Consider the following 15,428-nt stretch of genomic DNA (forward strand, 5'->3'; position numbering starts at 1 on the left):
CAAACGGCAACACAAACTCCCTCCCAAACAACCGAAACCGCAAATCCCCCGGCAACCGCCCCAACCCCAGCTTCTGCAGCCAGGGCAGCGCTGCCGACAGCACGATGACGGCCAGGAAGATGGTGAGGGTCCAGCGCAGCATGTTGGGGTGCCTGAGGGGAAGAGGGTGAAATGCGCGGACTATAGCGCGTGGCTGCGATCGCCGCGTGCGAAGCCTGTCAGCGGCAGCGCCGCATCAAAGTCGCGGGTCAGCGCGATCACCTTGAACAGTTCGCCCATCTCGGCCTCGGACAGCAGCTTTTGCACCGCGTTGGCGGCGGGCAGGAAGTTGCGCGTGTCGTTGGGGTCCAGTGCCATCAGCAGCTCGGTGATGCCGGCATTCATCAGGAAGCGTGCCTGCGAGGCGAAGCCGGCTACAGTCAGCCCGGCATCGGCCGCGGCGTGGGCGATGCCGCTGAAGTTGACGTGGGCGGTGATGTCCTGCAGGCCGGGGTAGAGGAAGGGGTCCGGGTGGGCGTGATGGCGGTAGTGGCACATCAGCGTGCCGCCGACACGCTGCGGATGGTAGTACTCGGCAGCGGGGAAACCGTAATCGATCAGGAACACCGCACCCCGCGTGAGCATTGTGCCTACTGCGCGCATGAAGCCTTCGGCCTCGGCGTGGGTTTCGGTGACGATGTCGTGGTCGCCGGCCACGGCGTGCAGGGATGCGGGCAGGGCGTCGGCCGCCACGGGACGGTCCAAAAAGCCGAAGGCTGCGTCGGATACGCCGGATGCGTCGGATGCGTCAGCATCGCCGTCCCGGCGGGCCACGCCGCGCTCCAGCCAGCGGCCGTGGCTGCGGGCGAACAGCCGCACCGGCATGGCGTCCAGCACTTCATTGCCGACCACGATCCCCTCGAAATGCTCGGGCAACGTATCCAGCCAGGCGACGCGTGGGGCCAGATGCGGCGCGCGCGTGGCCAGCGTGGCCTGCTGGCGCGCGCGCAGCTCGCCGGAGAGCTCGACGATGGCGTAGCGCTCGGGCAACTGGCCTTCCTGCTCCAGGGCCAGCAGCAGGTCGGCGGCGAGCCGGCCGGTGCCGGCGCCGAATTCCAGGAGCTGCGACAGGCCCTGCGCCAGCAGCGGCGCGAACTGGCGCGCGAGCGTGCGGGCGAAATACGGGCTGAGTTCGGGGGCGGTGATGAAGTCGCTGCCATCGCGCGCGTCGCGGCCGAACTTGGCGGCGCCGCCGCTGTAGTAGCCCAGCCCGGGCGCATATAGCGCAAGCGCCATATAGCGGTCGAAACCGAGCCAGCCGCCCGCGTCGTCGATAGCCTGGCCGATGTGCGCGCTCAGCGCGGCGGACGCCGACAGTGCGGCGGCTGGGACGTGGCGGTGCATTGCCATCGCTCCGTGGCCGAGGCCGAGGCGCTGGCCGAACAGATCCGTGCCGGTGGCCAGCGTGCCGCCGTGCTGCAGGCCGACCTGGCCGACGAGGCGTCCACCGCCACGCTGATCAAGGCCTGTACCGATGCGCTGGGCGTGCCGACCTGCCTGGTCAACAATGCCTCGCTGTTCCAGTACGACGTGGCCACCAGCTTTTCCTATGCCTCGCTCGATACGCATATGCGCACCAATGTGGCCGCGCCGCTGCTGCTCGCGCGCGAAATGCACCGCGCCATGTCGGACACCCAGCGCGGCGTGGTCATCAACCTGCTCGACCAGAAGCTGGATAACCTGAATCCGGACTTCCTGTCGTATACGCTGTCCAAGGCGGCGCTGCAGACGGCTACCGTGCAGCTGGCCCAGGCGCTGGGACCCAAGCTGAGGGTGGTGGGCGTGGCGCCCGGCATCACCATGGTCTCGGGCGACCAGTCCAGCCCGGGCTTCCGGCGCGCCCACCGCATGACGCCGCTGGGGCAGTCGTCCACGCCGGAGGACATCGCGCAGGCGGTGGCCTACCTGGCCGAGGCGCGTGCCGTGACCGGCACCACGCTTTACGTCGACGGCGGCCAGCACCTGATGCCGCTGGCGCGCGACGTGATGTTCCTGACCGAATGATCGAATAACGTATCCGGCGCGCGCGCCAAGCCCGCGCGCGCCTTCCTCCTCTTTTTTCCTCTCCCCCATCATGACCATGCTCGCCGCCCTCACACATCCCAGCCTGMAAGACTGCCGCCGCATGTTCTTGCGCAACTACGAAGTGCAGATCAATATCGGTGTGCACGAATTCGAGAAAAAGGGCGAACAACGCGTGCTGATCAATATCGACCTGTTCGTGCCACTGGCCCAGAGCACGCCCCAGGACGACAAGCTGCAGGAAGTGGTGGACTACGATTTCATGCGCAATACGGTCGCCGAGCGCATGGCGCAGGGCCACGTCCACCTGCAGGAAACCCTGTGCGACGACGTGGCGCGCGCCATGCTCAAGCACCCCAAGGTGCGCGCCGTGCGCGTATCGACCGAAAAGCCGGATGTGTACCCGGACTGCGATTCGGTCGGCGTCGAGGTGTTCCATATCAAGAGCGAGCCGGTTGGCCAGTAAGTGAGCCGCTCTGGCGGGCTGCCGGCGCAGGGTGGCAGCTCACGGTAAAATGCCGGGTTCTCCGGCCCCGGCAGCTTGCGCATGTGATGCAACTGCCGCATTGCGCGCCGTTTTGCCCTTGCTTTGCCGTACCCCATCGCCCCATCGCCCCATCGCCATGACCGCCACCACGCATTCCAAGAACTTCTTCCGTCTGGAGACCTATCTCCAGTCGCAGACGGGCCGCGCCATCGGCGATTTCAAGATGATCGAGGATGGCGACACGGTGCTGGTGTGCCTCTCCGGTGGCAAGGACTCGTACACCATGCTGTCGGTGCTGATGGCGCTGCAAAAGCGCGCGCCGGTCAAGTTCAAGCTGATCGCGATGAACCTGGACCAGAAGCAGCCGGGCTTTCCCGCGCACATCCTGCCGGCTTACCTGAAATCGGTGGGGGTGGAGTATGTGATCGTCGACGCGGATACCTATTCCATCGTCAAGGAGAAGGTGCCCGAGGGCAAGACCACCTGCTCGCTGTGCTCGCGCCTGCGCCGCGGCGTGATCTACCGTACCGCGAAGGAACTTGGCGCCAACAAGATCGCGCTGGGCCACCATCGCGACGACATCATCCRGACCTTCTTCCTGAACCTGTTCTTCGGCGGCAAGATGAAGGCGATGCCGCCCAAGCTGGCCACCGACGACGGCCAGCACATCGTGATCCGCCCGCTGGCCTATTGCCCTGAGAAGGACATCGCCAGCTACGCGCGCGCGATGGAATACCCGATCATCCCGTGCAACCTGTGCGGCTCGCAGGAAAACCTGCAGCGCAAGAAGGTCAAGGAGATGGTGCTGGAGTGGGAGCGGACCAATCCGGGGCGCACCGACAATATCTTTGCCGCGCTGCGCAGCGTGGTGCCGTCGCATCTGGCCGATACCGATCTGTTCGATTTCAACGGGCTGGCAACCGGCCTGGCCAAGGTGGACGAGGCCTCGCTGTTCGGCGAGACCACCTTCTCCCAGCAGCCGCTGGTCTTYGCGGGCGGCATGGAAGAGAACAAGCTGGAATTTGTGCGCTTCGAGAAGTCGGCGCCCGCCAGCCCGGCGCAGCCTGCCGCCGAATAGGCCACGGGCCGGCCTCCCGGCCCCTCGTCAGTTCTCAGCGCGCGTTGGACGGGGCGCCGCCGCATTGGCGGTGCCATCGCGCATCAACGCGTTCGCGTCATCGATCCATTTCTGGAAGCGATCCGCCGCGTGGGCCTTCTGCTCCGGTGTGGTCAGGTTGGCAATGGTGACGGTCAGCGCCAGCCCGGCCTCGTTGTTGGCGTCGTAACGGGCATTGCGCTCCCGCGTGGGCGGATTCTGCCAGTGATCGCCATAGCGCCTTAGCATCTCCACGACCTGGGCCTTGGGAGGATGCTCAGCCTGCACCTGGCGCACCAGCGCGAGCCATTCCTGCTGGCGCTTGACGCGTTCCGCGTAGCGCGCTTCGGCGCCTTGCACCACGGGCGCCATGGCGCTGCGGATCGTGGCCTCCTGATCGCTAGAGAAGCGCCCGTAGACCAGCCGCGCGTAGTCCATCACCTTGTCGAACCGGGCCTCCTCGCGGGCCGCCGGGTCGGGGCGCAGGTATTCCTTGCGGTATTTGGCGTTGGCGTCGGCGAATTTCTTCTCCATGCGGGCGATCTGCTCAGGGGTCAGCGTCAGCAGCAGGTCGGCCACGTCGGGTGTGGAGCGGTCGAAGGCAACGCGCGCCAGGCGCTGAGCGTCGTCCTGGATCTTGCCCACCGCGGCCGCAGAGACCGGCTGCTGTACCTCGCTCTTGGCCTGGCGCAGCAGGCCGGCGATCTCGGGCAACTGGTCCTTGCGATGCCAGGCGAAGAAGCGGGCGATGGCGTCGCGGGTTAGGGGTTCCTGGCTGGCGGAGACGTCGACGTAGTTGTCGATCCACCAGTAGGCGAGCCGGTCGCCCTGCTGGTAGCCTAGCTTCAGGGCATTGCAGGCCGTCAGGGCGACCACGGCTGTGACCAGAAGGAGACACCGGACACGGTCCCCGCGCAGGAAGGGATTTGCGCTCAAACGGCGCAAAACCCCCATGATAGAATCCTTTTCCGCGCGTTTTGGCAGCTGATCGTGCCCGCGATTCCCAACCGTTGCTGGCTTTGCCACCGGTTTCGGGGTCCGGGCCAGGACCCTGGCCAGCGCTGCCGGCCCCCGGGCTCGCCGAGGGGGTGATTCATACTGTTTGCTGGACACACTCACTTAGGACCCTCCTTGTGAATATCGTCATTCTCGCTGCAGGAATGGGCAAGCGGATGAACTCCGCGCTGCCCAAGGTCCTGCATCCTCTCGCTGGCCGGCCGCTGCTTGCTCATGTGATTKAAACGGCACGAAAATTGTTGCCGACCCGGCTCGTGGTGGTGGTTGGGCATGGCGCCGACTGCGTGCGCGAGGCGGTTGGCGCGCCAGACGTTGCCTTCGCCCTGCAGGCCGAGCAGCTTGGCACCGGCCATGCCGTGGCGCAGGCGCTCCCGCTGCTCGACGACAGCCAGCCTACGCTGGTGCTGTACGGCGATGTGCCTCTGACCGAAGCCGCCACGCTGCAGCGCCTGGTGGCCGCGGCCGGCAGCGAGCGCTTCGGCATCCTGACGGTCGAGATGGAGGACCCCACCGGCTATGGCCGCATCGTGCGCGAGGCGGGCAAGATCGTGCGCATCGTCGAGCAAAAGGATGCCAGCGAGCCGCAGCGCGCCATCCGTGAAATCAACACCGGCATCATCCTGGCGCCCACCGGCCCCCTGCGTCGCTGGCTGTCCACGCTGCGCAATGACAACGCCCAGGGCGAGTACTACCTGACCGACGCCGTCGAGCGCGCGGTGGCGGACGGCATGGAAGTGGTTTCCGCGCAGCCCGATGCGCTGTGGGAAACGCTGGGCGTGAACAGCAAGGTGCAGCTCGCCGAGCTGGAGCGCATCCATCAGCGCAACCTGGCGCAGCGCCTGCTGGAAGCYGGCGTGACGCTGCTGGATCCGGCGCGCATCGATATCCGCGGCGAGCTTACCTGCGGGCGCGACGTCACCATCGACGTGAACTGCGTGTTCGAAGGCCGCGTGCACCTGGAAGACGGCGCCCATATCGGCGCCAACTGCGTGCTGCGCAACAGCACCGTGGGCGCTGGCGCGCGGGTGCAGCCGTTCTGCCATTTCGAGGATGCCAGCGTCGGCGCGGCCGGGCGCATCGGCCCGTACGCGCGCCTGCGTCCCGGCACGGTGCTGGGCGAGGATGTGCACATCKGCAACTTCGTCGAGGTCAAGAACAGCCAGATCGCCGCGCACAGCAAGGCCAACCACCTTGCCTACGTGGGCGACGCCACGGTCGGCTCGCGCGTCAACATCGGCGCGGGCACCATCACCTGCAACTACGATGGCGCGAACAAGTACCGCACCGTCATCGAGGACGATGTCTTTATCGGTTCCGACACGCAGCTGGTCGCGCCGGTGACCGTGCGCCGCGGTGCCACCATTGGCGCCGGCACCACGTTGACCAAGGATGCGGCGGCCGACAAGCTGACGCTGTCGCGCTCCAAGCAGATGACGCTCGACGCGTGGCAGCGCCCGGTCAAGCAAGCCAAGAAATAAATCCCGCCACCACCTGGCCGGGATACGGCCGGGCGGCAATGGCAACTCGCGGGAGACGGCAGCGCCGTCCTCGCGCCAATCATCCGGTGCGGCCGTGTCCGCGCCCTGTGGGAGAAGAATATGTGCGGCATCGTCGGCGGGGTTTCCTCGCGCAATATTGTTCCGGTCCTGATCGAAGGACTGCGTCGCCTCGAGTACCGTGGCTATGATTCCTGCGGCGTGGCGGTAGTGCGCGACAACGCGCTCGAGCGCGCACGCACGGTCTCGCGCGTGGCCGACCTGGACGAGCAGACCCGCGCGTCCGGCCTGGCCGGCATGACCRGCGTGGCGCATACGCGCTGGGCCACGCACGGCAAGCCTGACACCACCAACGCCCACCCGCATTTCTCGGGTGAGTCCATCGCGCTGGTGCACAACGGCATCATCGAGAACTACGAGCCGCTGCGCGAAGAGCTGCGCGCCGCCGGCTATGGCTTCGAGTCGCAGACCGATACCGAAGTGGTGGCCCACCTGATCCATCAGGTCTACACCTACCCGAGCAGCGCCACGCGCGGCGACCTGTTCGCCTCGGTGCGTGCCGTGACCAAGCGCCTGCACGGGGCCTACGCCATCGCCGTGTTCTCCAAGGACCATCCGGAACGCGTGGTTGGCGCCCGCGCCGGCTCGCCGCTGGTGGTGGCGCTGGGCGACAACGAATCCTTCCTGGCTTCCGACGCGCTGGCCGTGGCGGGTACCGCCAACCGCATCATCTACCTGGAAGAAGGCGACGTGGTGGAACTCACCCGCGAAGGCGCCACCATCCGCGACGTGCACGACCACCTGGTCGAGCGCGAAGTGCGCGTGGTCGAGACGCACGCCGCGGCGGTGGAGCTGGGCCCGTACCGCCACTTCATGCAGAAGGAAATCTTCGAGCAGCCGCGCGCGCTCGGCGATACGCTGGAAGGCATCGACGCCATTACGCCCGAGCTGTTCGGCGAGACCGCCCAGAGCGTGTTCAGCGAGATCGACAGCGTGCTGATCCTGGCTTGCGGCACCAGCTATTACTCGGGCTGCACCGCCAAGTACTGGCTCGAATCCGTGGCCAGGATCCCGACCCAGGTCGAGGTGGCGAGCGAGTACCGCTACCGCGAAACCGTGCCCAACCCGCGCGCGCTGGTGGTGGTGATCTCGCAGTCTGGCGAGACCGCCGATACCATGGCTGCCCTGCGCCACGCCAAGTCGCTGGGCCACACGCATACCCTCGCTGTGTGCAATGTGTCCACCAGCGCCATGGTGCGCGAGACCGCGCTGCGCTTCCTGACGCGTGCCGGCACCGAGATCGGCGTCGCGTCGACCAAGGCCTTCACCACCCAGCTCGCCGCGCTGTACATGCTGACCCTGGCGCTGGCCAAGGTACGCGGCAGGCTCACGGCCGAGGCGGAAGCCGCGGCGCTGACCAACCTGCGCCACCTGCCCGTGGCCCTGCACGGCGTGCTGGCGCTGGAGCCGCAGATCATCTCCTGGTCCGAGGACTTCGCCCGCCGCGAGAATGCGCTCTTCCTGGGCCGTGGCCTGCATTACCCGATCGCCCTGGAAGGCGCGCTCAAGCTCAAGGAAATCTCGTACATCCACGCCGAAGCCTATCCGGCCGGCGAGCTCAAGCACGGCCCGCTGGCACTGGTGACCGAGGCCATGCCCGTGGTCACGGTGGCACCCAACGACGCGCTGCTGGAAAAGCTGAAGTCCAACATCCAGGAAGTGCGCGCCCGCGGCGGCCGTCTCTATGTGTTCGCTGACAGCGACACTCATATCCATTCCACCGAAGGCATCCAGGTCATCCGCCTGCCCGAGCACTACGGCGACCTGTCGCCGATCCTGCACGTGGTGCCGCTGCAATTGCTGGCCTACCATACCGCGTGCGCGCGCGGCACCGACGTGGACAAGCCGCGTAACCTGGCCAAGTCGGTCACGGTGGAGTAACGCAAGCGATAGCTGCAAGCCGCGCCGCACGGCATGGCCAGGAACGTCTGGCCGGCCGGGCGGCATGGCCGGCATGGGTAAGCGGGTATGCATGCCAGTTGCCGGTAGAGGGCGCGCGGCCAGGTGGCCGGTTCCGCGCCAATGCTGGTTTCAGCATGGCCTTTTGGCTCGCTGCCCGCTATCGGTGAGTTGCCTACTTCGCTATCGGCTAACGTCGCCGGTTCGCCTCGTCCGTTTGGCTGACTTGAATAATCCCGGCCAATAGCCAAAAATCCCGCACGGCTGTGTTCTCGCCGAAGGCGTGCCCGGCACCGGGCCTCCTGCAGATCCAGATCACCAGATCACCAGATCAGCGGGAAGAAGACAGAACGATAAAAAGATAAAAGACCAAATACGATAATGCGGACCAGGTGCTCTAGGAGTCCCGCCGCACACCTTGCCTCGGGAATGACTGAAGATTGGCTTGCCGGGCGGCTCTTCAGCCACCCAGAATGGCTGGTGTGTCCAGTTGGCGGCGTCACGCGCCTGCAGCCTCGCCACTCTCGCCACTCTCGCCATTCTCGCTGTTCTCGCTGTCCCAGCATCCCGGCAGCGGGCGGTCACGGTCATGCGCCACGCGGTGCCGCAGGATCGGTCCTGTGATCCGGCAACCTGGTTTCGCCGCATGAGCGCCGCCAACCCGCCCTGGCACCATGGCGCTGGCGTCATGCTGGCCCGCCGCCTGCATGTGGCCGGTCTCATCGGCATGCTGGCCTGGCTGCTGATGGCGCGGGCCTGGGCCTCCGATGCTGGCCCGCTACCCCTGCAAGACCCCAATGTGTCCTGGTTGCGCGATCCTGGCGGGCGGCTCACGATCGCGCAGGTTGCCGCCCATGCCGATGGATTCCAGCCATTGCGCGGTGGCCTGAACGAGGGTTTCACCCACGACGCGGTCTGGCTCAAGGTGGTGCTGTCCGCGGCGCCCAGGGTGGCGAGCGCTGGCTGGAGATCTGGCCGGGGGCGCTTGACGATGTGCGCCTGTACCAGGCAACAGCGAACGGCACCTGGGTGGAGCGCCGCAGCGGCAACGCGCTGCCCTTCGACGCCCGCGACGGCTCCGGTGGGCGTTATCGCAACCTGGCCTTCCGGCTTGCGCAGCCGCAGCCGGGCGATGTGCTCTACCTGCGCATCCGGACCACCGGCACCATGGCGGTGGCGTTGCGGCTGTGGCATGGGTCGGCGCTGAGCGCGGCAAGCGCGGCCGCCAATATCGGCTATGGCATGCACCTGGGTTTCATGGCCACGGCGGTGCTCTTCTACCTGGCCGGCTGGTTGCTGACCCGCCGCGCGCTCTACGGGGCTTTTTCCTTGCTCGTGGCCGTGGCTACCCTGCGCTGGTTTGCCGCTGACGGACTGGCCAGCCAGTTTTTCTTTCCGCACGATGCCACCGTGCCGCTCTTGGCCGCCAAGGCCCTGGTGGGGCTCCAATGGGCGTGCGCCAGCCTGTTCGTGATCTGCCTGCTGCAGCTGCGCGAGCGCGCGCCGCGCCTGCTGCGCTATCACCAGGGCCTCATGCTGATGGGCCTGGCGGTCGCCTTGTCGTCATCGAGCGATCACTACGGTACCGCGGTTTCCGTGCTCTATACCGGGGTGCTGCTGGGGCAATTGCTCTCGATTCCGGTCTATCTTCAACTGTGGCGCACCGGAGGGCTTTCCGGACGGCTGGTCGCGGCCTCACTATCGCTGTACTGCCTCATCATCCTRCCTGGCTGCCTTGGCGCGTTCGGCCTGTTGCCGCTGAGTCCCGTCACCACACAAAGCGTGCACCTGCTCGACCTGGCGCTGATGCTGGCGCTGCACCTGACCATTGTGCTGCGCGTGCGCGAAGCGGACAGCGAGCGCAAGCGGGAGCGGCAGCAGGCCCGCGAGGCGATGGCGTCTTCCCTGCGCGAGCGGCGTGCGTTCGAGGAGCAAAGCCGTTTGCTCGCGATGATGACGCATGAGGTCCGCACGCCGGTAGCAGTGATCGATGCCGCGGCCTATAGCCTGCGCCTGCTCGATGACATCGGCGGCGACCGCGCGCAGCGCGAGAGCCGCTACCAGAGCATCCAGCTGGCCGTGCGGCGGCTAAAGCTCCTCATGGAGCTGGCCGAGGCGCGCGAGCGGCTGGTGCCCGGCGAACAGCAGCTCGACTCCGCGCCGTTTGGCTTCGCCGAACTCAGCCGGGACGTGCTCGCGTCGCTCGAGCCGCAAGCGGCGGCCCGGGTATCCCTGGAGGCCGGGGCCGGGTTGCCCCAGCTCGATGGCGATGTCCGCCTGCTGCACTTCGCCTTGCTCAACCTGCTCGACAACGCGCTCAAGTACGCGTACCCGGCGAGCCGCATCCTGATCGACATCGCCGCTGGCATGCGCGAGGGTGTGCGCGGCGTGGCCTGGCGCATTCGCGACCAGGGGCCCGGCGTGCCCTTGGGCAAGGAAGACGTGATCTTCGAGAAATTCCACCGGCTCGGCGAGATTGCCGACCAGCCCGGCCTAGGGCTGGGCCTGCCGCTGGCGCGCAAGATCATGGAGCTGCATGGCGGGACCCTGCGCTGCGATCCGGACTGGCGCGAGGGGGCCTGCTTCGTGGCGTGGCTGCCGGAGGCCGCATGACTGTCGCCGCCGTGCTTGCCGCCCTCGCTGCTTCCGATGCCGCCCCGACCGGGATGCCCAAAGGGGTTCCCATCGCGCTGGTCGAGGACAACGAGCGCCTGCGCACGGAGCTGACCTTTCACTTGACCCACGCCGGCTATGCCGTCGCGAGCCTGGCCAATGCAGCGGCGCTGGACGCGCACCTGGCGAGCCGGCCGTGCCGGCTGCTGATACTGGACCTGGGCCTTCCGGACGAGGACGGGTTGTCGATCTGCGAGCGCCTGCGCCGGACCCGGCCCGACTTGGGCATCGTCATGCTGACCGCGCGCGGCATGGCCCACCACCGGCTCGCCGGGCTGCGCGGCGGCGCCGATGGCTATCTCGTCAAGCCGGCGCGCACGGAAGAGCTGCTGCTGGTGATCGCCAACCTGCTGCGCCGCCTCGGCCCCGCGACGCCTGACCTTCCTTTGCCGCCGCTGGCCGGTGCGCCCGCGCCAGCCTGGTGCCTCGATGCGCGCCGTCTCATGGCCATCACGCCGGATGGCAACCCGCTCCTGCTCACGCGCATGGAAAGCCAGCTGCTGCAGGCCTTGCGGCGCAGCGCGCCCGATCCCGCCGGCCGCCGCCAATTGGTGGAAGCGCTGGGCGGCAACTACCTTGACTTCGACGAGCACCGGCTAGAGGTCGCCATCAGCCGGCTGCGCGGAAAGCTCTCGCAGGCTTGGCCGCATGGCCCGGCGATCCGCACGGTGCGTGGCGTCGGCTACCTGCTGGCGCAGCGCTGGCAGGACCAGGCTGAGGGATAGCACCCGGCGGCGAGCCTTTTTTGAGCTTCTGCATGCTTGCGAGTCTTTGTGAGTCTTTGTGAGTATTTGTGAGCTTTGCCGGCGCGGATTTTTGTATCCTCACCCCCCGTCAGGGGGCTGGCTGGCTTAGGGGATTCGTCCGCCGCTCGGGACGCCTTGATGCCCGCCGTACCTGGCAAGAAGAAAAAAAAGCAGAAGAAGAGGAAGCAAAAGAAGCGTGGAGCAAGAATGAGGCAGAGCGAGCTATTGGGAAGAGTGGCCAACGGGGCGGTCCTGCGCATTGCTCGCGATCCCTGGGGCAGGCTCTTGCCAAGCGTCGTGCTGGTGGAACCTGGCGCGCAAGGCAACGACGAGGTCGTTCACCGCTGGCAGATCCGCAAGATGATGGATTCAGGCTTGCTGCAGTACGACGGCAGTACGGCCGAGGACTCCAGCATGTATGTCCCGACCTCTGCCGGGCTTGCCATTGGCCATGCGTGGAATCGCGCGAAGGCGAGAGCCGGGGCGGCCGGGCCGCCTGCCGCCGGCCCGGCGCAGGGCTCGAACTAGATCAGTCCTGGCTCGCCACGCCGTTCCTGCCTGCGGCCTTGGCCTGGCAAAGGGCCTTGTCATCGTCCAGGGGGCGCAATGCCGGTGACCAGCACCGCGCCTACCGGAGCTCGGCAGACCTGAGGAAGCTCGCCGAGATCTCCTGCGTCAGCAGGCTGATGGCTTCCATCTCCCCATCGGACAGCCCGCCCGTGCAGGGCGTCGGGCCCCAGTCTCCGCAGATCATGGCGACGCAGCGATTCTTGATCATCACGGGCGCCAGCAGGATGGAGCGGGCATCGGGCATCTGTTCCCGATACCAGCGGGGCACGCGGTGCGCCACCTCTTTGTCAAAGGAGTCCTCGAACAGCAGCGGCTTGTTGCCGATGGCGGCGAAGTGAAAGATATCGGGGACGAAGCCTTCTTCGAAGGACAGGGCTTCCATCTTCTCGCGCATGCCCTCGCCAAATCCAACCCGTGCGCCAAAACGCTTCGCCATGGGGTTGAGCAGCATGAGGAAGCAATGCGAGAAGTTCAGCGCCTGCATGGCCGATTCGAGCACCAGCGGCGCCAGCTCGGAGACCGGCAGCTCGCCGCCCTCGCGCTGTACTTCCTGCAGGCTTTGCTGAAGGCGCTTGAGGGCATCCTTCGGCTTGCCGGCGTTCAGGGCGGGGGTCGCCTCGGCCGTCCCGGGTGACTCCGCATTGGTCATGGAGACATTGAGTGCCAGGGCCTGCAGGACTGCGCCTTCCACCGCGCATGCTTGCAGGCCAAGTGCCTCGGCGTGATCCAGCAGCAAGGCCTGGACCTCTTCCCGCGGCGCGTCCCTTGCCACCAGCGTGGCGGCCCGGGACGAGATGTTGGCAATCGCGCCCAGCCAGCCGGCGTGGGATTCCAGCACCGAATCCGCGTCGAAGCGCTGGCAGAGCATCGACGTCGCGATCAGGCTGGGCAGCCTCCATTTGATCGCCGCCGCTGCCGCGATGTCTTCGAGGGTGACACCCAGCACTTGCTGGCACGCTTCGCTTTCCTTGGCGGAGTCGCCCTTGCATATGGCCTGGACCTGTTCCCACTCCTCGGCAAAGTAGAAGACCAGAAGCAGGCGGCTCATGTGGTGCATCAACGTGCAGACCACGGCTTCTTCCGCCTGCCTGATGCCTTGGGCGTTGCTGAGCGCGCGCGTGAACTCGCCGGCGATCAGGGCCTGCTTCAGTTCAGTGGAAGCCTGCGGCCGGTTGATGGCCACCCCGGAGAAATAGTCCAGCAACTGGACCCCGAGCGTGAGGTGGCTGATCGCTTCGACCCCCAGGACCAGGATGGCGCGCGACACCGTCGTGACTTCGCCCCCGAACGAGCGATACATGGCGGAATTGGCCAGGCGTATGACCTTCTGCGACAAGCTGAAATCGCAGAGCACGCCCGCAGCCATCTCGCCGACGCTGGTGTCGCTGTTGAGCGTCTTGAAAACGTTGTCGATGCAGAACTGCAGCGTGGGGAAATCCCCTTGCTGCGCCATGCGGCTCCATAGCGTCTCGAAGAACGTATTGCTTGAATGGTTTGACATGGCGGCGTCTACTTCGAGAACACTTGGGCATTGCCAAGCTGCAGCGTGCCGGCTTGCGCCAGGTCCACGAACTGGGCCGGGCTCATTGCCTTTGCATAGCGCCAGCCCTGCACCAGCTCACAGCCTTGCTCGGCCAGCAACTGGCTTTGCTCGTCCGACTCCACCCCTTCGGCGATGGCCACCAGCCCGAGTTCCCGCGCGAGCGACAACACGGCAAACACGATGGTCCGCGCATGCGGGGAGTCCATCATGTCGGCCACAAAGCTCTGGTCGATCTTCAGTGCGGAGAGCGGGAAGCGGCGCAGGTAGGACAAGCTCGAGTACCCCGTGCCGAAGTCGTCGACCGCGAACCGCACGCCCAGTTCGCGCAACTCCGTCAGCAAGTCTTGCGCCGCCTCGGGGTCGGTCATCAGCGCGCCTTCCGTGATCTCCAGGACCAGCCGGTGCGAGCTGACGCCGGCATCCCTGATGGCCCGCCTGACGCTGTCCGCGAAGCCGGGGTGCCTGAACTGGACCGGAGAGACATTGACCGATATGTATCCCACGTCCAGCCCGAGCGCATCCCAGCTTGCCAGTTGCGCGCACGCGCAACGCAGCGCCCACGCCCCGAGATGGTTGATGAGGCCGTTATGCTCCGCAACCGGGATAAACACGGCCGGTGGCACGGACCCTGTCGGGTGTTGCCACCGCATCAGCGCCTCGACCGCGCAGACCTTGCCGGTGCCGGGCCACACGATCGGCTGGTAGTGGAGCAGGAACTCGCCGTTCTGGACGGCCTCGAACATGTTCTGTTCGATCCGGAACTGCTCGTCCAGCCGATGCTCCAGCTCCGGCGTGTAGACGCAGTATCGATTCTTGCCCTGCGCCTTGGCGTCATACATGGCCAGGTCCGCACGCTTGAGCAACTGCGACTCGGACTGATGGGCCAGCGTGCCGAAGGTGAGCCCCAGGCTGGTGGTGACGCGGATCTGGCAGCCGGCCAGGTGAAAAGGCTGCCTGCAGACATGGATCACCTTCTCCACGATGCCGATGGCGGCCGCTTCCGACGCGATCCCGTCGAGCAGCAGCACGAACTCATCGCCGCCCAGCCGCGCGACCATGTCCGTCGGGCGAACCGCCCCGCGCAGCCGCACGCTGACTTGCTTGAGCAAGGCGTCGCCAAATTCATGGCCGAGCGAGTCGTTGACCTTCTTGAACCCGTCGAGGTCCATCAGGGCGAGCGCAAATGGCGCCTTTCCCGTGCCATCTTCGGCAAAGTACCCGGCAATGCGTTCGCGCACCATGGCGCGGTTGCCTACGCCGGTGAGCGGATCGCGAAAGGACGCCTCGATGAGCCGCGCTTCGTTGTCGACCCAGTCGGTCACGTCGTAGCCAAACAGCAGCAAGCTCGGGTTGCCGTCTTCGTCGGCGTGGCGGCACACGCGCAGGTCCAGCCAGCGGCTTTCGCCGACCCCGCCCGAGAAGCGGATGCGGCCGGTCTTGCAAGGCGCTTCCTGCTCGCAGGCACGCAGCAGCTCGGCGAGCTGCTCGCGCTGCTCGAACGAGACGACATCCAGGATCGAGGATTTAAGAAGGTATTCCCGGGGATAGGCAAGCAACTGCGCCGAGGCTTCGGTTGCCAGGATGATGTTGCCCGCGACATCGATCTGCAGGGCGAGCGCGCCCGAAGCCTCGAGCAATGCCCAGGCATCCCGCGCCGATACCCCGGCGGATAGCAGTGGGTTCCGGTCGGAGGATGGCCATTCACGGGGCTCGTCCGCTAGAACTGCGTCATACGTAAACGACGTCATGGAACTCTGGTTGAAACTCGGGCCGAATTGAG

13 protein-coding genes and 1 pseudogene are annotated in these 15,428 nt (G+C 66.5%); 9 read left to right on the forward strand and 5 right to left on the reverse strand.

What is annotated here, in order from left to right:
• Both AC1DS3_RS20475 and AC1DS3_RS20480 read right to left on the reverse strand, forming a co-directional pair.
• A partial coding sequence (locus AC1DS3_RS20475; RefSeq protein WP_477127844.1) for a DUF2905 domain-containing protein occupies positions 1-142 on the reverse strand: 142 nt, incomplete at its 3' end.
• Between the two features lie 38 nt (positions 143-180).
• On the reverse strand, positions 181-1,383 hold the full coding sequence (locus AC1DS3_RS20480) for a class I SAM-dependent methyltransferase (RefSeq protein WP_477127835.1): 1,203 nt from the start codon (positions 1,381-1,383) through the stop codon (positions 181-183).
• Between AC1DS3_RS20480 and AC1DS3_RS20485 the strand changes: the two genes are divergently transcribed.
• The 3 genes from AC1DS3_RS20485 to ttcA all read left to right on the forward strand — a co-directional run bounded on the left by AC1DS3_RS20485 (position 1,318) and on the right by ttcA (position 3,626).
• Positions 1,318-2,043 (forward strand): SDR family oxidoreductase, encoded by a 726-nt coding sequence (locus AC1DS3_RS20485; protein ID WP_477127845.1) that lies wholly within the window; start codon positions 1,318-1,320, stop codon positions 2,041-2,043. The two genes, AC1DS3_RS20480 and AC1DS3_RS20485, sit on opposite strands and share 66 nt — an antisense overlap.
• 70 nt (positions 2,044-2,113) lie before the next feature.
• Entirely contained in the window at positions 2,114-2,527 is a 414-nt protein-coding gene (locus AC1DS3_RS20490; RefSeq protein ID WP_477127836.1) for a dihydroneopterin aldolase, read from the forward strand.
• Positions 2,528-2,684: 157 nt separating this feature from the next.
• The gene (gene ttcA / locus AC1DS3_RS20495; RefSeq protein ID WP_477127837.1) at positions 2,685-3,626 is read left to right on the forward strand and encodes a tRNA 2-thiocytidine(32) synthetase TtcA; all 942 of its coding nucleotides are present in this window, start codon (positions 2,685-2,687) and stop codon (positions 3,624-3,626) included.
• Between the two features lie 27 nt (positions 3,627-3,653).
• Here the strand turns inward: ttcA and AC1DS3_RS20500 are convergent, their stop codons facing one another.
• Positions 3,654-4,520 (reverse strand): DUF6279 family lipoprotein, encoded by an 867-nt coding sequence (locus tag AC1DS3_RS20500; RefSeq protein WP_441632152.1) that lies wholly within the window; start codon positions 4,518-4,520, stop codon positions 3,654-3,656.
• Between the two features lie 257 nt (positions 4,521-4,777).
• On the opposite strand from AC1DS3_RS20500, the gene glmU reads away from it, so the two are divergent.
• From glmU to AC1DS3_RS20530, 6 genes and pseudogenes are all read left to right on the forward strand, one after another.
• Positions 4,778-6,139, forward strand: coding sequence for a bifunctional UDP-N-acetylglucosamine diphosphorylase/glucosamine-1-phosphate N-acetyltransferase GlmU (gene glmU, locus AC1DS3_RS20505; protein WP_477127838.1), 1,362 nt, complete (start codon positions 4,778-4,780; stop codon positions 6,137-6,139).
• Positions 6,140-6,259: 120 nt separating this feature from the next.
• Positions 6,260-8,098 carry a glutamine--fructose-6-phosphate transaminase (isomerizing) gene (gene glmS, locus AC1DS3_RS20510; protein WP_477127839.1) on the forward strand — a complete coding sequence of 613 codons (1,839 nt, stop codon included), beginning with the start codon at positions 6,260-6,262 and terminating at the stop codon, positions 8,096-8,098.
• 763 nt (positions 8,099-8,861) lie between these two features.
• A pseudogene (locus AC1DS3_RS20515) lies at positions 8,862-8,996 on the forward strand (hypothetical protein); the annotation flags it as partial.
• 113 nt (positions 8,997-9,109) lie between these two features.
• Positions 9,110-10,729, forward strand: coding sequence for a sensor histidine kinase (locus AC1DS3_RS20520; RefSeq protein ID WP_477127840.1), 1,620 nt, complete (start codon positions 9,110-9,112; stop codon positions 10,727-10,729).
• Positions 10,726-11,514, forward strand: a complete 789-nt coding sequence (locus AC1DS3_RS20525; protein ID WP_441632159.1) for a response regulator transcription factor — start codon at positions 10,726-10,728, stop codon at positions 11,512-11,514. The genes AC1DS3_RS20520 and AC1DS3_RS20525 overlap by 4 nt, the downstream gene beginning before the upstream one ends.
• Positions 11,515-11,673: 159 nt before the next feature.
• Positions 11,674-12,063 (forward strand): hypothetical protein, encoded by a 390-nt coding sequence (locus AC1DS3_RS20530; RefSeq protein ID WP_477109223.1) that lies wholly within the window; start codon positions 11,674-11,676, stop codon positions 12,061-12,063.
• A gap of 100 nt (positions 12,064-12,163) precedes the next feature.
• Here AC1DS3_RS20530 and AC1DS3_RS20535 read toward each other — a convergent pair whose 3' ends face one another.
• Together AC1DS3_RS20535 and AC1DS3_RS20540 are read right to left on the reverse strand one after the other, a co-directional pair.
• Complete coding sequence (locus AC1DS3_RS20535) at positions 12,164-13,606, reverse strand: HDOD domain-containing protein (protein WP_441632163.1); 1,443 nt, start codon at positions 13,604-13,606, stop codon at positions 12,164-12,166.
• 8 nt (positions 13,607-13,614) lie between these two features.
• Positions 13,615-15,396 (reverse strand): putative bifunctional diguanylate cyclase/phosphodiesterase, encoded by a 1,782-nt coding sequence (locus tag AC1DS3_RS20540; RefSeq protein ID WP_441632165.1) that lies wholly within the window; start codon positions 15,394-15,396, stop codon positions 13,615-13,617.
• Between the last annotated feature and the right edge of the window lie 32 nt (positions 15,397-15,428).

Source organism: Cupriavidus sp. 01L46 (assembly GCF_056399905.1).